The sequence below is a fragment of the Chryseobacterium sp. JM1 genome, assembly GCF_000737715.1.
Lineage (GTDB): Bacteria > Bacteroidota > Bacteroidia > Flavobacteriales > Weeksellaceae > Chryseobacterium.
Genome location: NZ_JPRN01000008.1, coordinates 149562 through 170970, shown reverse-complemented (window position 1 = coordinate 170970; position 21409 = coordinate 149562). Strand labels below are relative to the sequence as shown.

Sequence of the window (21409 nt, the reverse complement as noted above, 5' to 3'; positions counted from 1 at the left end):
TCAGGTCCTTTCCATTGATCCAATGATATTCAAAATTTTAAAGCTTCCATATAACACGATTTCTATCATGAATATTTCTGCCACCAGATTGTAAAATTTCCTTTATTTAAAGGAAAAAAAGACTGAAAAATACCATTGAAGATAAAGCAACTCCATACTTATCCACAAAAAAATGTGGATAACTTGTGAATTTTAACATTAAATTCATATTTCATATTAAAAATATGACTACATTTACTATGTAATACAACTGAAATGAAATCTTTTTTTGCTTTTTTCAGCTTTGAAATTGCAATTAAATTTGAAATAAAAATTTAAGCACAGCATTGTCGGCTGTGCTTTTTTAATTGTTGTCTAATTAAAAAAATGAGATGTTTTATCTACTGGATCCGCTTCTAAAGAGCGGGTCCTTTTTTTTACCCCTAATAGAGGCCTTTTGGAGAGATTCTTTATATGTTTTTTTGATTCAAAGCTGATAGATTTTTCTCTTTGTACTACTTAAACTATCTGATGTTATGAGACAACTCTGCATTTATTAAAACCCCAAATTGCACAAATATTTTTCATAAATGACACCAATAGGCATGACCTAATGGTGCTATTTATTCTTAAAATGATTGGATTGTTTTATTCTCGCAGATCAAGCCAATTGAGCAGATGCTATTATTCCCTTTCAAACTTTTTCAAGGTTCCGTTTTGATTGAGTTCAATGGAGTGTCTTTCCCTGCTGCCATTAATACTTGCCGGAAACCATCGAATTTTGTTATTGGCAATGGATATATAAATACTGGTGAGCGGTTTTGCTCCTTCTATCTGTGCTATCTTTTGGCTGTAAAGATCTGCAGCTTTGGCGACGTTGGCAAAATCCATTTTATCCAAAGGGACCAAACGGCTTTGGATATCATCCCTTACAGATATCTGCTCAGGTCTCGGTTCAGACCACTTCCCGTCTTTGTATTCATAATTATCAATATAATCAGGATTCGTAGGGTGCTGAAGCATCACAAGGATACTGCCATTGTCATAAAAATACATGGTGTAATAAATATTAATTTCTTTTCCGGCATACTGAGGAAGTTTTCTTAAGGCTTCCTCAGCGTTCTTCAGCTTGTTTTCATTGGTTAAAAAACCTGTGTTTTTACCTTCTGTATAGGTATCGTTTTGTGTTTTGGTATGTTTTTCCAGCATCGTGTTGACCAGTCGCTGGGCTTCTTCTATCTGTTTTTCAACCTCCGGACTGTAAGAATTGGGAGCAGAAACCGGAATTTTTTCATCTTTTTTATGCTGAACTGTACTATCTTCTGTAGGTTCAAAAGTTTCTTTTACGCTTTTGGAAACCTGCTCACAGCCTGTTAAAAGAATGCTTCCTATAATTATAATGACATAATTTTTCATGGTATTTAACTTATATTGTCAAGATCCTCCGCAAAGGCGATTCGGTTCGGATCTTCTTTCAGGTAAAAAATATCAAAAGTTGGTTGCTTTACATTATTCATATCAAGAAGGTTGACGATCTTCTTAATTTCAGCTCTCCGGGTCTGATTCTGTTCATCGGCATATTCCACTTTAAACAAAACCATCGGCTGTTCATTGATATAAGTTCCGGTCAGATCAGCACTGATTAATCTGGCTGTCGTTCTGATTCCTTTAAATTTAATCAATTCAGGTTCTCCTTTTTTACCATTGAAAATCCTGTTGATAAAGTAGAAAAAAATAAGTTTATAAAACAGTAATATCGCAGGACAGAGCAGCAAAGGATGCCAATATATAATGAACCGCCACCCCATTCCATTGCTCTCGGTCTGATAGGAGTAGATATAATACCATGCAACCAGAGTAACAATGGTCAGCCAGCCTACAGTGATTAGAAAAATGGTCAGAATATTGATGCTCGCCTCACTTCCCGCAAAAATAAAATAGGGCATTTTCTTTACCTCTTTATCAATGAGTATGTCTACTGTTTTTCCTTTTTCAAACCGATGTTGATGAGGTTTTGAATCATTAACAACTGCTTTCTGTTTGATATCCGTGTTGACCAGATTCTTAAAAGCAAGCACAAGTTCATAGGTATCATATTGACTCCCGGGCTTAGATATTTTTACCGCTTCCAGAATTTCAGCTTTTCTTCGAACACCGTGTTTAGCAAGATGGATCACATTTCTTTTAGCAATAAAGTTTACCACGATCCATTTATAAAACCAACTCAACAAAACAATGCTCCATAAAAGTACAGAAAGCCCCAAAAGCCCTACTGCAAGCCATGGATTAGTGTCGTTGAGAAAGGGCGGTTCCGCATCTTTGATGTTATAATACAAAATCATGGGAAAAGGTACCGCAAAAAACAGCATATAAAGCATCCAGAATATTCCAAAGCCTCGACTCATATTTTTGTTTTTTTGTTAATCATAAGATACTCATTTTAGGTAAATTATATGGACAAGCAAAAATATTTTATTTCATCAAATCCCGGAACCACAGATAAATCTCTGTATCATTCGGAATATTGAGCTTTTTCCGGATGCGGTATTTTTTTGTCTGAACTGTTCTTACCGAAGTATAGGTATAGGCTGCAATATCTTTTGTAGAGAAATTAAGATAGACATAGGCACAGAAACGGATCTCTGAGCTTTTAAGCTGTGCGGCTTCAACCAGTTTCCCTGAGAAACCGGGACAATAATCATTAAACCGGGTTAAAAATTCCGGGTTATTTTCTTTGGCCAGCACAATCACCTGTTCAAATAGATTATTATCTTGTATGAAAGGAATTTCGACAGGAATAATTTCTTTATTGACGGTTTTCTTATTGTAAAAAAGGTAGATAAAAATAAGGGTTAAACATACAAAAAGACCGATACAGAGATAGATCAAAGTTTTTCTTTCCATTGTTTTGCTGCCTTCTTCTGTCAGTTTTTTCTTGTCGAGAATATCTTTCTGAATTTTATTTTGAGCATCGTTATGACTTTGTACCTTCAGCAGCTGCCTTGAATAATAATCAGCACTATCCTTCTCGCCCGTTTTCTCATAGAGATTGATAAGATCCGTAATAACGCTTTCCTGATAGTTTTCACTTTTATAATGATGAACCGCTATGTTTTTGCAGATCCATAAATTCTGTTGCGCTTTTTTGAAATCTGCTGTCTTCAGATAATATTCCGCAGCATAGAAGGAAGCAATGTACTGAAGCCCTACCTCATCAAGACTCCTGGCATCCTGCAGCCCTTCTTCAATGTAAATTTTTGCAGAATCCATCTTTCCCAATTTCTGGTAGGCGCCTGCAAGATAGGCTGCCGGTTTGTAACTGTTACTGATTTTATTTTTGTTTTTCGCCGTATTCTGTCCAGGCTGTTTTCTATATTCTTTTGCTTTCAGATAAGCACTTCTGTACGCTTTCAGTGCTTTTTTATTTTCGCCCATTTCAGTGTAGATCCCCGCATACTGCCAGTCGATGAGATATTCGTAATATGGATTTTCTTTTACCTGAAACGATATATCATCCAGCAACTTAAGGGCTGCCACTCTCTCACCCAGCTTCTGGTGCAAAAGAGAACGTATGGTATAAAAATAAAAAACAGCTTCAAAATCTGTTTCGGAAGTGATGAGGTTTTTCTTTTCGATTAGATCTGTATAATGAAAAGCTTTTTTAATATCATTGTTCTTATTATAGATATTGGCAATTTTAAGATATCCAAAAACTTCACAATCCCGATAGTTTTCCTGATGACATATGGAAATGATGCTGTCTATTTTTTTAATCTCACGGTCTCCAGCCGTAGAAAATTGAATATCAAAAATGATACTTTTCAGTCTTTCTTCAGTAACCTTTTGAGCCAATGAATAGCAACATATTGAAAAGAAAAATAGACAGGAAAGTATTTTTTTAGCCATACTTATTTTTTAGTATTCTTAATCTGTTAAAGGGTTTCATTAGTCGGTGTCGTAGCAAAGTAGCACCTACGTCTTAGCTACTACTCTTTATCAATCAGTGTTTTAAAACCAAGCCCGGAAAGAAAATAATAATTAATTTCGGGAATCTTTAAAACAGTGAGATATTCACAATGCCAATGTGATATTTTTACAACAAAGATAAATCCGATGCAATATTAATAATATTTCACTACTATTTATATAACTTTCTATTCAGATATAAATTTTATCAATTAAATATATTTTTTATGAAGAAAAACTACCCCTTACTATTGCAGGCTTCTGCCCTGCCTATCTTTCCAGGATCTGAAAATATGTATCTTTCCAAAAACCCACCTATTTCACACTAATGATTACCATTTCATGGATCTGTTTTTTAGCCGATCATGGATATTTGGTTTTACTTATTTAAACATTAATTTTTATGAATACTATGATTAAAAGTATACTGATTCTGGTCCTGTTCAATATCTCCACACTCCTTTTCGCTCAGGCTGATCAGGTTTTGTTTATTGGCAACAGCATGACCTATTTTAATGATATGCCGGTTCTTTTTAAAGATCTGGCCGCCTCAAAAGGAAAAAATGTTGAAGTTACCTCCCATACTGTGGGTGGCGTTGGATTTGCAAACCATGTCAACGACAACACTCTTTACCAGACCATACGCTCTAAAAACTACAAATATGTCGTTATGCAGCCTGGGACCGGTGAGTCCGGCGGATATTCCGTTCCTGTTGCCCTGACTGCAGAAAGAGGCCGCAAACTCAGAGATTCTATCCGGAAATACAGTCCATGCTCAAAGATCTTTTTGTATGAAATTTCGAATGGCATTGCTTCTCAAAATGGATATCCCGCGTATTTTGCCTCCCAAAAAGTCATTAAGGATTCCATCACAAAAATGTCGACCCTTATGCAGACAGAAATGATTCCTGCAGGAGAAAGTGCAAGAGCGCATTATACAGCGACACAGGATCTCGCATTGCACAGCTCCTACGGTGATGTTCATCCCAATCCTCAGGGTAGTTATCTTGTAGCTGCTTCTGTATATGCCGCCCTTTTTCAGGACCGGATTTTCCCGTCTTCTTTCCTAAGTGGGATGACGCAAAACAAAGCGGAATATTACCAGCAGCTGGCAGACGGAACTTTTTTTAATAATCCGATCCAATGGAATTCCAATGTTTTTCACCTTCATGCAGGTTTTTCAGCAAGTGGCAGCGGACAGAATATTAGTTTCTCCAACCTTTCAACGAATTATGATACCGTTTTGTGGACCTTCGGAGACGGAAACACATCTACTGTTATAAATCCGACACATCTTTATGCTGCGTCCGGAACATATACCGTATCTCTTAAGGTGACTAAAAATTCTTGTTCTGAAACATTCACTAAAACGATTAATACCAGCCAACTTTCAGTTTCTGATTATGCTGTAAAGAAATTTCAGTTTTACCCGAATCCTGTTTCCAATACGGGCTTTTTAAAGACCGAAAAATTTATTAAAGAAGTTGATATCTACAGTATGGATGGCAGAAAAATAAAAACGCTGTCTTATTCAAAAGTGAATGATGTAAAGATTGATTTTTCAACATACAGTAAAGGAGTTTATATTCTTACTATCCTTTTTGAAGACGGAAATTCTGAAAGGCTTAAAATTATAAAAGAATAAACCGGGATTTCCCGCTATTCCATTCATTTAAAAGACTTTGAGCGATCAAGGTCTTTTTTTTATTTAAATTAATCAGTATTTTTATTCTCTCCAACGGCCTCATAGTTCAACGGATAGAATAGAAGTTTCCTAAACTTTAGATCCAGGTTCGATTCCTGGTGGGGCTACATATCGCCACTAAAATAATATTCTATTTAGCTTCTATACCTTTGGAAGTTATTGCAGAGCCAGCTGATGCAATAACCACACAGGCTACGGCAATACATTCGGTCACTGATAAATATTCCTGTAAAAATACGAAAGCGGCTAGAGAGGCCATTGCAGGTTCAAGGCTCATTAAAATACTAAAAGTTCGTGCCGGTAAATGTTTAAGGGCATTTATTTCCAGCGTAAAAGGAATAGCACTGGAAAGCAGAGCGAGTGCCGCTCCTAAACCGATCAAGTGTGGGCTGAGGTTAGAAAGCCGTCCATCAAAAATTCCAAACGGCAAAATAAAGATTGTTGCAATGAGCATTCCAATAGTCACCGCATCACCACCTTTCATTATTTTAGATATTCTTCCCCCAAGAATAATATAGGCTGCCCAAAAACCACCAGCGAGTAAGGCTAATAAAACGCCAACTAAGTTTAATCCGTTACTCGACCAAGGCGCAATTAATGCAATACCAATGGCCGCTAAAATAATCCATACAAAATCTGTCATTTTTTTTGAGCTGAAAATTGCCAGAACCAATGGTCCTACAAATTCTAAAGTTACCCCCAGCCCAATTGGGATACGCTCAATAGCCATGTAGAAAATTAAATTCATGGCACCTAACGATACGCCATAAAGTGTTACATATTTCCATTGTTTTACATTGAGTTTGGATAGGTTGGGGCGGAAAGCCATCCATAAGATAATCGCAGATAACCCAATCCTTAAAGTAGCCGTAGCCGCTGCTCCAATTTCAGGGAAAAGCCCTTTCGCAATGGCAGCGCCACACTGCACACTTACAATAGATAATAATACGGCCGGAATCGGTGGAAGCTGAAACTTAGTCTTCATTAGTATGATTTGAATTACAATATTACAGCTTTTGATTTGTTCGGGTTACATTGTGTGAATGCAATTTATCATAAGTTTTATTTGCTAACCGAAAATCCCGACTCCCTAACTGACGGAGCTTCATTTAAAAAAATGAGTCAACTCAATGTCTTAATACCGGAATCTTTACAAAGCTGTCATTGTACCATTTCACTTTTAAGGGTTCTTTGGCATCTTTAATGGTTTCTTCACTGACTGTTTTTCCTGTTCCATAGTTGAGTTCAGAAAACGGATTTTTATTTACATTCAGATAGATAACCAGACGACTCCCCTTACTTAGCTGCTTACTCACCAAATGTGTATTGGAGAACGGAATGGTTTCAATTTCATTAGGTTTCAGTAGTTTCCTTTTTGTAATATCTGTTGAGTAACTTGCCCTTCCAATAAAATATGACAGATGAAAATATTCTCCATTTGGCATTAATTCATACAATGTCACTCCGATATCCATATCTTTTTTATTGATACTGGCTTTAATTTCTCCTAAAAAGGAACCATTGATTAAGAGTGGTTCTTCCAAGGGTTCACTAATGAAATTAAATCCGTTAGAGGTATCTATTTCCCTACGAATAATGGGTTCCGGGTAGTAATCATTATTTGCTATTTCTCTGTTTGCAAAATCTACCGATTGCTCTAAATAATTTTTTTTAACAGGTTTTTGTGAATTTAAAGAGTAGAAATTACCTGAATTGGTATCAGTCAGATACAAGGTTAAAAAACCATTACTCATTTTATCAATAGATGGAGCACTGCGCCATTCATTGGCCCCCATTACCTGATAGTTAATCCTGTCTTTCAAAACTTTGGGTTTAGGCCCGTTTTTTAAAATATAGTCAAACCATTGATACGTAATTGTGTTGATATCAAATAAAGCAACAGGGTCTATTTTATATTGGTACAAAGTAGCTTCTCCTCCACTTTGAGTCCCAAAATGCCCATAAGGTCCTATAATTAAATACGCAGGGGTTTGAGGACTATACTTTTGAAGTTCTCTCAAATAATATAAACCCGAATTCTGTCCATCATTGTAGTAACCGTCAAATGCCAAAACGGGTATTTTTATTTGTGCAAAATCTTTTTTATAGGGAGTCATTTTTTGCCAATAATGATCAAAGGAAGGATGACTGATCCATCGTTGAAACCATTTGTTGGCTACCCCGTCTATACTGTCTAATTTCTTATAGGCCACTCCTGTTTCCCACCATTTATTTTGCATTTTTCTAAAACGCTGTCTGTCACTTCCAGCTATGGTGTCCAGGTATTTGTTATTTCCAACGTAGAATGCCCATTCATAATTGGGATTAACGAAGGTATTATTTTCCATAGGCAAACCCTGTCCCGGTCTCGCTGCTACATAAGGTACAATTGTTTTAAGGGCCGGGTGCAGGTTTTTACACGCTGCCCACTGTGTAAATCCATTATAACTTCCTCCATACATTCCAACACTTCCATTAGACCATTTTTGTTTACTGATCCAATCTATGACATCATAGGTATCATTGGCGTCGTTCTCATATGGAAATATTTCATCCTGACTGAATCTTTTTCCTCTTGCATAGGCTATAACTCCTACATAACCATTATCTACAGCTCTCTTTAATGATACCATATCTCTGCCTGCATCTCTAACATAAATTGTTGACTGAAGGATTACAGGTGCTGGTCTTTCATCTCCTTTTTTACGTACCACTATTAAAGATAAGGTGGCTCCATCTCTGGTTTTTACAGAAACACTATCCTGAATATTATAAATACTTTGTAAGTCTTCCGTTTTTGTTTTTTTTGTCTGTTGGGCAGGACAATAGAAAAATGCAAGAAACACAATGATGAAATTCAAAAATACTTTCATGGGTTAGTTTTGTTTAGGTTGTTTTTTATCAGATTTTATTTATATTTCTGAATTTAACAGATTGGCGGTTTGAAACTTCTAATAGCTCTCCTGTTTTTAGTTTTACCTCTAACCTACCGCCAGTAATTTGTTTTACTTCCTGGATGTATTCAATATTGATAATCTCAGTTCTGTTTATTCTAAAAAATATACGTTCATCAAGCATCTCTTCCCAATGACGAAGTGATCGTCTTTGAAGCGCTTTTTTCCCTTGAAAAAAAAGTCTGGTATAATTTTCAAGTGATTCAATTAAATAAATGTCATCAAGCTGGATAAAGAATCGTTTCTCCCCATCCTTGATAAAAATCTTCCGGTCTTTGGTTACCCCATTATTTAAAGAAGACTTCTGGTTTACAGCATCTCTTATTTTTTCAATTGCCTTTGCAAAACGCTCCTCTCTTATAGGTTTCATGAGATAATCTAACGCATTTACTTCAAATGCCTGTACCGCATATTGATCATAAGCCGTAATAAACATCACCGCAGGCACATGGTCTAAAGACTCCAATAAATCGAAACCGGATTTCTCTGGCATCTGAATATCTAAAAAAAGCAAATCAGGCATTTCTCTTTCAATCAAATGCTTAGCGTCATCAGCATTTTCAGCCTCACCAATCAGAACAAAATCTTCGTACATTTTTAATGTTTTTTTCAGTTCTTCCCGGGACAAACGTTCATCATCCACTATTATAACTTTTATTTTTTTCATTTGAATGGGAGTAAAATAGTGGCCAAAACCGTTTCGTCTTCTCTCTCCTTAATTTCAAAAAAGGCATTTCCATTGTATTGCAATAAGAGCCTCTCTTTTAGATTATTAAGTCCAATACCGGAATCTTTAATCTTATTACTCAGTTTTCCCGGATTTTGAACACTGATTTTTATCCAATTGCTTTCCTCTTCAATTTTTATAATAATAAATCCTCCATTTTTTCTTTTTTCAATACCATGTTTTATGGCGTTTTCAACCAGGGACTGAATACTCAAAGGAAGAATCTGATGTTTTGACACCTCTGCATTGATCTCCATTTTTATTTGTAACCTTTCCTCAAATCGCATCTTTTCTAATTCAAGATAATCATTAACAAGATTAATTTCATCACTTAAGGACACTAATATCCCTACATTGCTGTGTAAGGAATTCCTTAGCAGCTCAGACAAAAGATCAATGGCCCGTCTTGCTGAATTGGGATTTTCTAATACTAGAAATTTTATATTATTCAATGAGTTAAAAAAGAAATGTGGGTTAAGCTGTGCACTTAGATTATTCAATTGCACCTCTTTTATCCTAAGCGACAATTGTGCAGTTTCAATTTCAAGTCTTGAATAATGGAAAAGGTGGTAAGCCAATAACCAAATAGACATTAATCTGGTCCCCGTAATAAACACCTGTAGTTCCCTAGATTTGAAAAACGTAATGAATGAAGTCATTGTACTTTCTAAGATAAACAGCCGTACCAGATAAAGTTTAGTGACTATCAAAAACATATATAGTAAAGAAAGTATCAAGACACTGATGGCAATTTTTGGAGCTAACTTTTTCAGATTTAACTTATTCCAGCCTTTTCTTATGGCAAAATTTCTGTAAATATGGGTCAATGCAATCCCTATAAATACATCCAATATCAAATCTGCTATTCCTATTTTCCAGCTAAAATTACCAGTTAAAAATGCTGAGAGTCCCCAATAAAAGGAAGCCGAAAACCATCCAATGAGCTGAATCTTCCAGTAGGTAGATATTTCTCTAATTATTTTCAATACATAAATTTTTTAATGCTTTGGTAAAGGTATTCCTCTACTACAGATTGAGCAAATAAAAGTACATGAACGAAAAATAATAGCAGATGAACGCAGATTGCTTCCTTACTTTAGAAAAGGGATAAAAAAATCTAAATTTACAAGAGAGTCTACAGATTCACATTAAAACGGAAAGAGCTTTCAGTATACTGAAAGCTCTGTTCCTATAAAAACCACTTACCGAAAGTCTGATGATGAAACCTAAAATTTATTATTCAGAGATGAACAAATATTTATGCAAAAGTTCATTCCTGATCCACAACCTATAACAATTTTTTGTACTTCCGGACTGATCAGTGGTTTTTATGCTGAAAACTAAAATCTTGCACTATTTCTTTATCATTTTTTTCGAAACTATATTTCCGTTCTTTAATTCTCCCTGAATGATATAAGTTCCTTTTGGAAGTTTTGAAACATCAATATTCTTCAGATTTCCGGTTTTTAAAACAGATTTCCCATCCATAGAACTAATGGTGATCCTTGTAAGATCTTCATCAGCCTGTAATGTAATCCTATCTGAGGTTGGGTTCGGGAATATTAAAATTTCTGTCTTCTTTTTGTTTAAATCAGAGGTTGATAAAGCCCCCGGAACAAGATAAGACACGGCCTTCGAAACATTGGTATTTCCATTCAAAGTGAAGGTATTAATCCCAAAGGAAAAAACCATTCCCGAGCTCTGGCTGATCCATTGATAAGATTCGTGGGTATAGGGCAAAGGCGGCTGTCCCGGTATGGTCTGAGTAGCCGTTCTCATTCTCTTTACCCTGAGAACATTCGTATACGTTCCGGTAGGGGTAATAACTGTTCCATAGCCGTCTGCGATAAAGGATTCCTGTCCGGCTTCACTGGTATTTCCTGCCCCCGAAACGGTATTGAACTGATAGGTCTCATTAAACTGCTGCTGGTACGTAACCGGAAACTTATACATGATCAAAGGATCTGTATAGGTTACCGTCCCATTACCCAGACTGGGTCCGAAATAGGATCCTACCATAGTGGCTTCTGAATCGGTCATGATATTGAAATCATACGTGTCGAGCGCAATGGGATTCGTAATCCTGTTTGCTGTTGGAAACCTGAAACAATTGGTCTGTCCCGGGCATATATTCGTGGTAGCAGTTACTGGATTGGCTGCTGTATAAGCAGAAAAATCCCATGTAACATTAGCTCCGGCTGCTCCTGCAGTAATGGATGTGGATGTAACATCACCCGATCTGAATGTAGTGGGTATATTAATCCTGTCAATTGCGGATCTGGTTACCGTAGGCTGCGCATAAGCCATCATTCCTACGGTAATGGCTAAAAGAAAGTTAATTTTTTTCATGTGTTTATACAGGATTTGGTGAAAGTGATTTATATGGAGTGTTTTTTTATTACAAATGTATCTTTAGGTTTATAGAGTATCAATCCTGAAAAAAAAGTATTTTTTTCTACCTATAATTAGGTATTTCATATCATTTTTAAAATCAGTATTTTCTCCGTTCGGTTCCAAAAACAAATAAGCCCGACACAGTGCCGGGCTTATTTTGAATGTATTTGTTTGATCTCAATTAAAAGACTGTCTGTAGCTCAAAGGGGTTTTGTCTGTTTTCTTTTTAAACAGCTTATTAAATGACTGCGGATGTTCAAAACCTAATGCGTACGCTACTTCCGATACGGAAAAACTCGTTGCTGTAAGGTATTCTTTAGCTTTTTCAATCAATTTTTCATGGATGTGCTGTTGTGCATTTTGTCCGGTAAGATTTCTAAGCATATCACTTAAGTAATGAGGTGAAAGATTCAGTTCAGAAGCCAGAAATTCTACCGTGGGAATGCCTCCGTTTAACGTCTGCTCTTTATTAAAATAATCTTCCAGTACGGTATCCATTTTGGACAAAAGATCACTGTTGACTGCTTTTCTGGTAATAAACTGTCTCTTATAAAAACGGTTACTGTAATTCAGCAGAACTTCAATATAAGAGATAATCACATCCTGACTTACCTCATCGATGGCGGTATTCAATTCATTCCTGATATTGTCCAGCAGTCCGGTGATAACTGTTTTTTCCTGATCAGACAGATGCAGCGCCTCATTCGTATCATAAGAAAAGAACCCGAATTTCTTAATGTTCTTCGCTAAAGGATAGGTCCGTATAAAATCCGGATGCACAAGCAGCGTATAGCCACAATATTCTGCATCCACATCTGTAGAAAGGATCTGTCCCGGCGAGGTGAACATCATTCCGCCTTCATTAAAGTCATAATACCCCTGCCCATACCCCATCTTTCCGTGTTCAGAAAATTTATAGGAGATCTTATAAAAATTCATCAGGAAACTTTTTTTCAGCATTTCTTTATCCACACTCATTTGGGTATTGTCTACTAGACTTACCAATGGATGCACCGGTTTGGGAAGCTTCAGCAGATCGTGAAGTTCTGATATGGAGGAAATTTTCATTGGGGAATTATCTTTCTTTTCCATGATATAAATGTATTAAATATTTGGTTGTAAAGACAGCATAAAAGCAATGTATTTATGCTGTCCTCCAATTTATTTGGCTTAGATAAACTGTTTCCCGAACTGCTCTCTGAAAAGCTCGTCTCCCAATTCAAGACGCTGTGCGTAAATCGCTTTGGCATCTTCTCCGGCTACATATCTCAGTTGTTTTTTACCGTCTGTAGCCGCTTCATAAACCACCTCAGCAATTTGTACCGGTTCAGAAGCCGCTTCCATCATTCCTTCCATTTTCGAGAATAGAGAATTGGTCATTTCATCATAAGCTGGACTTGTAGCAGCATCTAAAGAACGGCTTACAAAATCTGTTTTAATTCCTCCAGGAGAAACAGTTTTGATATCAATTCCAAATCTGTTCAGCTCATACGCTAAGCTTTCGCTCCAGCCTTCAAGCGCCCATTTGGTAGCGTGATAGGTAGATCCTAAAGGAAAAGCAACCAATCCACCTATTGATGTGGTAGAAATAAACATTCCGCTCTGTTTTTCTCTGAAATACGGAATGAATGCCTGCGTCACGCGGATCACACCCAGAAGATTCGTATCCAGCTGTTTTAAGATCTGCTCGTCAGATAATGCTTCCAAAGGACCGATAAGTCCATATCCTGCATTATTAAAAACCACATCTACATTACCCAGCTCAATTGTCTTTTTCACCGTTGATTTGATCTGTTCCAGATTGGTGACATCCAGTGGAAGCAGGGTTACATTTTCCAGATCTTTAAGCTCCGTTGCTGCTTCAGGGTTTCTCATGGTAGCGATCACGTTCCATCCTCTGCTTTGAAATAATTGGGCAGCCGCTTTTCCTAATCCTGTTGAAGCGCCTGTTATAAAAATTGTTTTCATTTTGTTCTGTATTAAATTAACAGGACAAAGGTCAGCATTAGAAAAAAGGCCGGAGTTGCCAAATTGGACTAACGTGTAGCCAAAATGGATCTCTCATTTCAATTTGTAAAGAAGGTAGCGCTTCATGGATAAAAAGCATGAGATGTCTATTCAAAGATAAAGCAACTCTCATTCAATTTCAAAAAAATTAAGGCTCAGATGACAAAAATCTGAGCCTTATTTCAATATAGGAGATCAAAATATGATGGTAACCATTATTTATTCTCTCTGATAAGTTGTAAGTTAAAATTTATAAACGAATGAATTGATATTCATCCCCGCTCCTACAGAAGCGAACAGAACGACCTGGCCTTCTTTTATTTCGTGGGAAGGAAGTTCTCCGTTTAAGATCATGGTAAGCAAGGTTGGAATAGTAGCGACACTGCTGTTCCCCAATTTACTGATGACCATCGGCATAATATTTTCAGGCATCTGAAGGTTGTACAGCTGATAAAAACGCTTTACGATAGCCTCATCCATTTTTTCATTAGCCTGATGGATAATGATCTTATCAAGCTGATCTATAGAATATCCGCTGGCATCCATACATTTTTTCATGGCATCTGCTACATTCACAAGCGCAAATTCGTAGATCTTACGCCCATCCATTTTGATATACTTCGTATCCGGACAGCTTTCGTTGTTGTAAGATTTCCCGAAAAACAGGAAGTCTTTCTCGTTTAAAGTATAAGAAGCTGATAAATGGGACTGTATTCCGCTGTTATCATCGCTGATTTCAAGAATAGCCGCTCCAGCTCCGTCAGCATAGATCATACTGTCTCTGTCGTGGATATCTACCACTCTGGAAAGTGTTTCTGCCCCAATCACCAGGCAACGCTTTGCAATCCCTGATCTGATGAAGGCATTGGCCTGTATCACCCCTTCAATCCAGCCCGGACATCCGAAAAGGACATCATAAGCCACGCAAAAGTTATTTTTGATTTTTAGCAGATGCTTTACCCTTGAAGCCAGACTCGGAACACTGTCCGACTGAACGGTACCGAATCGCACGTCCCCAAAATTGTGGGCAAATATGATATAATCCAATGTTTCAGGATCTATTTTAGAATTTTCTATCGCTCTCTGTGCTGCTATCAGTCCCAGATCCGAGGTCACCTGATGCTCAGATGCGTACCTTCTTTCTTCGATGCCGGTAATTTCCTTTAGCTTTCTGGCAATAATATCATTCGCTTCCTTTAATGACTCTCCGTTTTTATTAATAAAATGATGCTGGTCAAAAAATAAATTTGTAATTGTTTCCGGCGGAATATAATTGCCGACGCCTATAATCTTGCTTGTCATTAAAAAAAAATTATAATCTTCTTAAATTCATTTCGTATTTTTCATGAATTTAAATATTGTACAATAATAACGATAAAATATCTATTAATCGTATGATAAATTATAATTGAATATTTATATTGGTATTCAAAGCATACGATGGGCTTTCAACTTTCGCTAAACACCTCTCTATCACTGGTTTTTCACTTCATCACGAATACCATGAAATCTTGTCATCCTTTTTTGTAAATTCGCGTGCTTATGGCAGCATATATTCTTGAAAATACCAGCTTCACGACCCTTTCTGTGTACGATCTTCTGAAACACACCTCCGGCAGCGCATTTCTGGAGATCAGAGACTTTCACGGAATCTACCCTTCTGCCATTGAAAATAACCATGGAATTTTCACAAAAACATCTCCGTTACAGGATTTTCCGGACGTTTCTGTCAGCCAGATCGGGAGTTCAATAGTGACTACCTGCAGCTGCACTCATCCTAAAGATAAACTTTGTGAGCATCAGACAGAAATCATTCACTGTATTTTAGAAGATAAAAATTTCAGGACTTTTTTTGAACCTTATCTCCGTAAAAAGCTGTTTATCGCCAAAGCGAAAAGCTACGGCCTGGAAAATGAGTCTGACCTGGACGCTTATTTTGAACTGGAATATGCTGACGGTATTATTGAAGTAAAGCCTAAGATCAAAGAGATGTTATCCATCGATGAAGATGTTTTCAAGCAGCAACTTCTTCCCCAACGCACTTCTGTGATTGAAGAACTGGCTTTGCAGGAAAACGGAAAGAGAAAAATACTGGTTATCGGCAGACACCGCTACTACAGCCATCTCAACTTTTCACTGATGGAATCTGAAACCACACAAACGGGAAAGATCAAAAACCCTGTCAATCCGGTTGATGCCATGCAACTGATCTGGAAAGCTGAAGAACCGTTTCATATTAAATTTTACACCGCCGTTTCTGCTTTTCAGAATAATTACAACGAAGATTATAACCCGGCAGAACTGGAAGCTCTTAAACTGATTGTACAGAATCCACTTGGACTGGAAACGTATTACCACGACCGTGAACTCTCGGAAACTGTTTCAGCAAAATCTCTTGTTCCTGTCCATCTTGAGGTTTTAAAAGCCGAATTACAGCTTAGTGTATTCAAAAAAGAACCTTTCTATGAAGTAACTGGAGAACTTGAGTTTAACGATATTTCCATTCCATTTAAAAATGTCATCATCAGGAATGAGTATTTTGTGTACAGCCGGAATACCTTCAGTTTTGTAGATGATCCCGATATGTTGAGGGTTATCAAATTTTTTAAAGCCAATAATGAAATCCTGCTTGTTCATGCTTCAAAGTACGAAGCATTTACGCAGAATGTTCTCGCTTCACTTGAACAACGTATTCACATTAATTATAGTTATATACAACCTGCAACTCCAGTACAGCTTGAAGAAAAAAAGCACCGGAATGAACGGATCATTTATCTTCGTCAGCAGGGAAATTATATTGCTGTTACTCCGGTTATGAAGTATGGTCAGGCTGAAGTTCCGGTCTATTCCAGAAAGCAGCTTTTCGGTACGGACCAGAACGGAAATGTCTTTAAAATTGACCGGAGTGATGCTGAAGAAGCCCGCTTTACGTCTCTCATCATGAAACAGCATCCGGATTTTGAAGAACAAATGGACGGCTATGATTATTTTTATCTGCACAAGGATAAATTTCTGGATGAAAACTGGTTTCTGCATGCTTTTGAAACGTGGAGAAACGAAGGCGTGATCATCCTGGGATTCAATGAACTCAAAAATAATAAAGTCAATTCGCACAAAGCGAAAATCAATATTCAGATTACCAGTGGCCTAGACTGGTTCAATGCCAAGCTTAAGGTAAGTTTCGGACAGAAAGATGCCGCCTTGAAACAACTTCACCGCGCTATCCGGAACAGAAGCAAATTTGTACAGCTGGATGATGGCACACTTGGTCTACTTCCGGAAGAATGGGTCGACAGGATGAATGAATTTTTCAGGATCGGGGAAATTGATGCGGAAGACCTTAAAATTCCAAAGATCAGTTTCACAGAAGTCTCTTCGCTGTTTGAGAAAGAAATTTTAAGCGAAGAAATGCAGGAAGAACTTGATTCTTATTCACTTCAGTTTTCATCTGTCAAAAACATTCCACAAATAGCCGTTCCTAAAGGATTAAATGCTGTACTAAGAGATTATCAGCACGACGGTCTGAATTGGCTGGACTTCTTAGACGGATTCAATTTCGGAGGCTGTCTGGCGGATGATATGGGACTTGGAAAAACACTACAGATCATTGCATTTATCCTTTCTCAAAGAGAAAAAAACGGACATACAACCCATCTTGTGGTTGTTCCTACTTCCCTGCTTTTCAACTGGCAGGAAGAAATCAGTAAGTTTGCGCCATCTATAAAAGTGATGACGCATTATGGAGCAGATCGCGTAAAAGCATCGGAACATATGTCTGAGTATGAAGTGGTGCTTACCAGCTACGGAATGCTGCTTTCCGATATCCGTTTTCTGAAAAATTTCCGCTTCAATTATGTGTTCCTAGATGAATCACAGACCATTAAAAATCCTAATTCAGAAAGGTATAAAGCAGCGCGTCTTCTTCAGTCGAGAAACAGAATCGTACTTACGGGTACACCCATTGAAAACAATACTTTCGATCTTTACAGTCAGCTTTCTTTTGCCTGTCCGGGACTCTTGGGAAGCAAGCAATATTTCAAAGATATTTACGCGATTCCTATCGATAAATTTGAATATGGAAAACGGGCTCAGGAACTTCAGGAAAAAATAAGACCTTTCATTCTCCGCAGAACAAAAAAACAAGTCGCCAAAGAACTTCCTGAAAAAACAGAAATGGTGATCTACTGCGAAATGGATGCTGAACAGCGTAAGATTTATGATGCCTATGAAAAGGAACTTCGTGAATTTATCGCCGCCAATGATGACGATGATCTGAATAAAAACAGCATGCATGTTCTGACAGGTTTAACCAGACTCAGACAGATCTGTAATTCTCCTTTACTTTTAAAAGAAGGATACTCCGGTGAACATGCCGTGAAAATAGAAATACTGATGGAACAGATCCAAAGTAAATCTAAAGGCCATAAAATCTTAGTATTCTCACAATTTGTAGAGATGCTGGATTTACTTAAAGCAGAACTTGAACGTAAAAAAATTCCGTTTGAATACCTTACCGGACAGACCAAAAACAGAGGCAAGGCTGTTAATAATTTTCAGGAAAATGAAGAAATCCGCGTATTTCTGATCAGTTTAAAAGCCGGCGGTGTAGGCTTAAATCTTACCGAGGCAGATTATATTTATCTGGTAGATCCATGGTGGAATCCGGCAGCGGAAAATCAGGCGATTGACCGAAGTTATCGTATCGGGCAGACAAAAAATGTAATCGCTGTACGACTGATCTGTTCAAATACTGTGGAAGAGAAAATCTTAAGCCTTCAGAAAAAGAAGAATGAATTGGCTCAAAACCTGCTGCAAACCGATGGAACCGGCATTCAGAAGCTTTCGAAGCATGATTTGCTGGAGATACTAGATTCCGGGCCGTTATAGAGGTTTCGGGCGGGCCGGATGGCCCGCCCGAAACTCTCCCAATTATTTATTGATAGATAATTTTTCTGTCAAGATTAATAGGATTACTTTGATTCTTAATTAGTTTCATCTCACATTAACTTCCCATACATATTAATGGTTTCTTACCAAAAGAAAACCGGCAGATAGGTCTGCCGGTCTAAAAAAACAAAAATTGATATGGATATGATTAGATAAGTGTTTCTATTTTTTAATGATCTTTTCAGTGATGCTTTTTTTATCTCTGGTGTAGATCTTAATCAGATAAGTTCCGGAAGCTAAGCTGTCCATATTGACAACACCGGATGTACCTTCTGTAAGCTTCTGCCCTGCTAAGTTATAGACTTCATATTTTTCAAGACCTTCTTCAGTTTTCACATGTACAGAGCCTGATGTAGGATTAGGATGTATTTTTACAGAAGATTTCTTGGTTACCTCAGAGGTTGCCAGATTGGAAGCCAGTATATTGACACTATAATCCTCTGTCTGTCCAGCTCTTAAGCCGCTATCACAGGCTGTATGAATTGAACTCGCTGCATTTGGGTTTGAATAGGCCGCTGTATTCGTATTTTTAAGAACTCTCATCCTTGTAGCTCCAGGTATTGCACTGGCAGGAACTGTAATCGTTCCTGTGATGGTCATTGCATTGAATGGATTAGCTGCACCAAGTCTTCCGATAGTAAAACTTTCCCCTGCATCATCAAAACTACCATTATTATTAAAGTCAATAAAAACCACAACATCACTTGGGAACGTACTGGAAGGGCCCTTTACAGAGATCTGATACGTGTTTCCAGCCTTAATATCCGTAGACAGTGAAGTGAAATTTTCATAAGCCTGTGTACTTCCGGACTGAGAAGGGGACGTATTATTGATGTTTCCAAAACTCACGTTGGTGATCATGTTGCTGTCGGCTCCATATTGAAATGCCGGAGTACAATACTGCGCATTCATCATCATATAGAACATTACGGCAGAAAGAGTAGATAGTTGCTTCATTTATTCCTTTATTTTCTTGAGACAAATTTATATTTATTTAGAATCAATAAAAATAAGAAACGAATGACATTTGTCACCTTTTACAGAATAATTTAAAACCCTGAAAGAGAAAATAGATTAATCTATTGAAAATCTAACAATTATGGCAACTGTCAAACAAATGATCTTGCTTGTTTATATTTGAATTTGATAGGTAGATTTGTGAAAATGATTATGTTCTGGACAATTGGTCCAGCTTTTTTAGTAGCGTTGGCATTCGGTAAGCGCCATGCATCTGTTCTACTTTAGGCAGTATTTCATCTACATCGGCTCCCATTGCTGTAAGAAACAGAGGAGTTTTACTTTCGCCTCTTAAAACATCTCTTCTTTGAGAATCCGGAGCAGCAAATTCATTCTTCGCAATTCCGATAATTGGGTATTTCTGGTCCAAAGCTTCATACAGATAGCCTCCCAGACCAATTTTCCCATCGTTATCAAGGGTAACATAGCCGTCTACAATAATAAGATCGCTTTCTTTCAATTCGATCGTTTTCAGTAAACTCAAAATGCAGGGCAGTTCCCTTTTGTAAAATGCACCACTCTCATAAGCAGAGGTGATGTCTGTTTTTTCAGTAAAAATATTGGATTCATTCTCAGAAGTCCAATCTTCAAAGGCGATACACACGGTGTTCGCATAATCGTCATAATAATAAGTATCAAAAGCGTAGATCATATTTCCTTTTCATCATTAAAAAAATTCACCGAAATGCCACAAAATCCCGGACGGATCATGTAAAAAGCATTCCTTTCCCCACTCCATAGTCCGCACAGGCGTAAGTCTGACTCCTTCATATTTTTCGGTAAGGTTTAAAGAAACCAGTTCCTTCCAGAACTCATCCGTATTCTCAACTTCCATAAAGATCATCGTATTGTCTACCCAATCTTTAGCATAATAATCCTGAAGATAGAAACCTGTTTGCTGTCTTTTAAATAAGGACAATTTAGGCTCAAGAATCACTTCTTCAAATCCTAAATCTTTATAAAAACGTCTGCTGACTTCAAAATTTTCAGCTCCGATAAACGGCCTGATCGATTTTACCCCCTGTGTCATCATCTTCTGTTTTTCCAATTGTTAAAAGTCATTTCAAATTTGATTTCATTGCCATGAGTTCCTGCTTCCTGCCATCCGGATTTTCTGTAAAATGTTTCAGCTCTGGTTCCGGGATCTGTTCCCAGCCAGACATTCTCCTGGGTTTGTTCAAAGTACCAGTCGAGCATAATGTCATGAAGTTCCCTTCCAATGCCAAGGTTTTCAAAATCTGGATGCATAAAAAGCGCCCAGATATTGTTTTCTTTCAGGTCTACAATGGAGAACCCAACAATCTGAGATTCAATTTCGCATACCCAGCCTTTTCCTCTTTCGAATAGAAATTCTTTACAGTCTGCCTCAGTAACCAATGCAGGATCAGAAAGCATATTCTCTTTTACGGAGTTTCTGACGGTCTGGATCTGCGGAATGTCTTCCGGTCTGGCTTCACGGATTGCTGTTTTCATTTAAATTTAAATTAAATGTTACTGGACTTATTACAATTTTTGCTAAAGCCGAATGGTTATTGGCTATTTTTATAAAACGGACTAAAGCCCGTTTCTATTGAATATATATTTGAAGATATTTGTTGGTCAGCGCAAAGGCGCAATTGTTTAATACACTTACTGTTTATAAGGCGCAATGATTTTATCTCCGATAAAATTTATACTACAAAAAAAATTACAACTTACTTAAAAAAGTGATTT

At 37.3% G+C, this 21409-nt stretch carries 17 protein-coding genes and 1 tRNA gene; 3 read left to right on the top strand and 15 right to left on the bottom strand.

Going from position 1 to position 21409, the window contains the following annotated elements:
- Positions 1-663: 663 nt before the first annotated feature.
- The 3 genes from IW22_RS14825 to IW22_RS23695 form a co-directional block, all read right to left on the bottom strand.
- On the bottom strand, positions 664-1395 hold the full coding sequence (locus IW22_RS14825; protein ID WP_034727771.1) for a hypothetical protein: 732 nt from the start codon (positions 1393-1395) through the stop codon (positions 664-666).
- A gap of 5 nt (positions 1396-1400) precedes the next feature.
- Entirely contained in the window at positions 1401-2384 is a 984-nt protein-coding gene (locus tag IW22_RS14820) for a hypothetical protein (protein WP_034727769.1), read from the bottom strand.
- 67 nt (positions 2385-2451) lie between these two features.
- Positions 2452-3885, bottom strand: a complete 1434-nt coding sequence (locus tag IW22_RS23695; RefSeq protein ID WP_117616586.1) for a tetratricopeptide repeat protein — start codon at positions 3883-3885, stop codon at positions 2452-2454.
- Between the two features lie 463 nt (positions 3886-4348).
- Between IW22_RS23695 and IW22_RS14810 the strand changes: the two genes are divergently transcribed.
- Both IW22_RS14810 and IW22_RS14805 read left to right on the top strand, forming a co-directional pair.
- The gene (locus IW22_RS14810; protein WP_034727767.1) at positions 4349-5590 is read left to right on the top strand and encodes a PKD domain-containing protein; all 1242 of its coding nucleotides are present in this window, start codon (positions 4349-4351) and stop codon (positions 5588-5590) included.
- 95 nt (positions 5591-5685) lie between these two features.
- Positions 5686-5757, top strand: a tRNA-Arg gene (locus tag IW22_RS14805).
- Between the two features lie 23 nt (positions 5758-5780).
- On the opposite strand, the gene IW22_RS14800 is transcribed toward IW22_RS14805, so the two are convergent.
- From IW22_RS14800 to IW22_RS14765, 8 genes are all read right to left on the bottom strand, one after another.
- A complete protein-coding gene (locus tag IW22_RS14800) occupies positions 5781-6635 on the bottom strand; it encodes an EamA family transporter (protein WP_034727766.1) in 855 nt (284 codons plus the stop codon).
- Positions 6636-6777: 142 nt separating this feature from the next.
- The gene (locus tag IW22_RS14795; RefSeq protein WP_034727764.1) at positions 6778-8523 is read right to left on the bottom strand and encodes a CocE/NonD family hydrolase; all 1746 of its coding nucleotides are present in this window, start codon (positions 8521-8523) and stop codon (positions 6778-6780) included.
- A 28-nt stretch (positions 8524-8551) separates the two neighbouring features.
- Positions 8552-9271 carry a LytR/AlgR family response regulator transcription factor gene (locus tag IW22_RS14790; protein ID WP_034727762.1) on the bottom strand — a complete coding sequence of 240 codons (720 nt, stop codon included), beginning with the start codon at positions 9269-9271 and terminating at the stop codon, positions 8552-8554.
- Positions 9268-10317, bottom strand: a complete 1050-nt coding sequence (locus IW22_RS14785; RefSeq protein WP_051891253.1) for a sensor histidine kinase — start codon at positions 10315-10317, stop codon at positions 9268-9270. The genes IW22_RS14790 and IW22_RS14785 overlap by 4 nt, the downstream gene beginning before the upstream one ends.
- Before the next feature lie 367 nt (positions 10318-10684).
- On the bottom strand, positions 10685-11680 hold the full coding sequence (locus IW22_RS14780) for a T9SS type A sorting domain-containing protein (RefSeq protein WP_034727756.1): 996 nt from the start codon (positions 11678-11680) through the stop codon (positions 10685-10687).
- A gap of 222 nt (positions 11681-11902) precedes the next feature.
- Positions 11903-12817, bottom strand: coding sequence for a helix-turn-helix domain-containing protein (locus IW22_RS14775; RefSeq protein WP_034727754.1), 915 nt, complete (start codon positions 12815-12817; stop codon positions 11903-11905).
- Between the two features lie 78 nt (positions 12818-12895).
- Entirely contained in the window at positions 12896-13693 is a 798-nt protein-coding gene (locus tag IW22_RS14770; RefSeq protein WP_034727751.1) for an SDR family oxidoreductase, read from the bottom strand.
- Positions 13694-13975: 282 nt separating this feature from the next.
- Positions 13976-15034, bottom strand: coding sequence for a 3-oxoacyl-ACP synthase III family protein (locus IW22_RS14765; protein ID WP_034727749.1), 1059 nt, complete (start codon positions 15032-15034; stop codon positions 13976-13978).
- 240 nt (positions 15035-15274) lie between these two features.
- On the opposite strand from IW22_RS14765, the gene IW22_RS14760 reads away from it, so the two are divergent.
- Complete coding sequence (locus tag IW22_RS14760) at positions 15275-18619, top strand: DEAD/DEAH box helicase (protein ID WP_034727747.1); 3345 nt, start codon at positions 15275-15277, stop codon at positions 18617-18619.
- Positions 18620-18841: 222 nt separating this feature from the next.
- Here IW22_RS14760 and IW22_RS14755 read toward each other — a convergent pair whose 3' ends face one another.
- From IW22_RS14755 to IW22_RS14740, 4 genes are all read right to left on the bottom strand, one after another.
- Positions 18842-19636, bottom strand: a complete 795-nt coding sequence (locus tag IW22_RS14755) for a T9SS type A sorting domain-containing protein (protein ID WP_034727743.1) — start codon at positions 19634-19636, stop codon at positions 18842-18844.
- A 211-nt stretch (positions 19637-19847) separates the two neighbouring features.
- Complete coding sequence (locus IW22_RS14750) at positions 19848-20348, bottom strand: endonuclease V (protein WP_034727741.1); 501 nt, start codon at positions 20346-20348, stop codon at positions 19848-19850.
- A 15-nt stretch (positions 20349-20363) separates the two neighbouring features.
- On the bottom strand, positions 20364-20726 hold the full coding sequence (locus tag IW22_RS14745) for a glyoxalase (protein ID WP_034727909.1): 363 nt from the start codon (positions 20724-20726) through the stop codon (positions 20364-20366).
- Positions 20726-21169 carry a GNAT family N-acetyltransferase gene (locus IW22_RS14740; protein WP_034727738.1) on the bottom strand — a complete coding sequence of 148 codons (444 nt, stop codon included), beginning with the start codon at positions 21167-21169 and terminating at the stop codon, positions 20726-20728. Before IW22_RS14740 ends, IW22_RS14745 begins: the two co-directional genes overlap by 1 nt.
- Positions 21170-21409 lie beyond the last annotated feature (240 nt).

Bases quoted from the DNA above. Each gene is read 5' to 3' on its own strand.
- IW22_RS14790 (WP_034727762.1), bottom strand. From the start codon at position 9,271: ATGAAAAAAATAAAAGTTATAATAGTGGATGATGAACGTTTGTCCCGG.
- IW22_RS14825 (WP_034727771.1), bottom strand. From the start codon at position 1,395: ATGAAAAATTATGTCATTATAATTATAGGAAGCATTCTTTTAACAGGC.
- IW22_RS14770 (WP_034727751.1), bottom strand. From the start codon at position 13,693: ATGAAAACAATTTTTATAACAGGCGCTTCAACAGGATTAGGAAAAGCG.
- IW22_RS14750 (WP_034727741.1), bottom strand. From the start codon at position 20,348: ATGATCTACGCTTTTGATACTTATTATTATGACGATTATGCGAACACC.
- IW22_RS14765 (WP_034727749.1), bottom strand. From the start codon at position 15,034: ATGACAAGCAAGATTATAGGCGTCGGCAATTATATTCCGCCGGAAACA.
- IW22_RS14800 (WP_034727766.1), bottom strand. From the start codon at position 6,635: ATGAAGACTAAGTTTCAGCTTCCACCGATTCCGGCCGTATTATTATCT.
- IW22_RS14780 (WP_034727756.1), bottom strand. From the start codon at position 11,680: ATGAAAAAAATTAACTTTCTTTTAGCCATTACCGTAGGAATGATGGCT.
- IW22_RS14740 (WP_034727738.1), bottom strand. From the start codon at position 21,169: ATGAAAACAGCAATCCGTGAAGCCAGACCGGAAGACATTCCGCAGATC.
- IW22_RS23695 (WP_117616586.1), bottom strand. From the start codon at position 3,885: ATGGCTAAAAAAATACTTTCCTGTCTATTTTTCTTTTCAATATGTTGC.
- IW22_RS14755 (WP_034727743.1), bottom strand. From the start codon at position 19,636: ATGAAGCAACTATCTACTCTTTCTGCCGTAATGTTCTATATGATGATG.
- IW22_RS14745 (WP_034727909.1), bottom strand. From the start codon at position 20,726: ATGACACAGGGGGTAAAATCGATCAGGCCGTTTATCGGAGCTGAAAAT.
- IW22_RS14760 (WP_034727747.1), top strand. From the start codon at position 15,275: ATGGCAGCATATATTCTTGAAAATACCAGCTTCACGACCCTTTCTGTG.
- IW22_RS14820 (WP_034727769.1), bottom strand. From the start codon at position 2,384: ATGAGTCGAGGCTTTGGAATATTCTGGATGCTTTATATGCTGTTTTTT.
- IW22_RS14795 (WP_034727764.1), bottom strand. From the start codon at position 8,523: ATGAAAGTATTTTTGAATTTCATCATTGTGTTTCTTGCATTTTTCTAT.
- IW22_RS14775 (WP_034727754.1), bottom strand. From the start codon at position 12,817: ATGGAAAAGAAAGATAATTCCCCAATGAAAATTTCCTCCATATCAGAA.
- IW22_RS14810 (WP_034727767.1), top strand. From the start codon at position 4,349: ATGAATACTATGATTAAAAGTATACTGATTCTGGTCCTGTTCAATATC.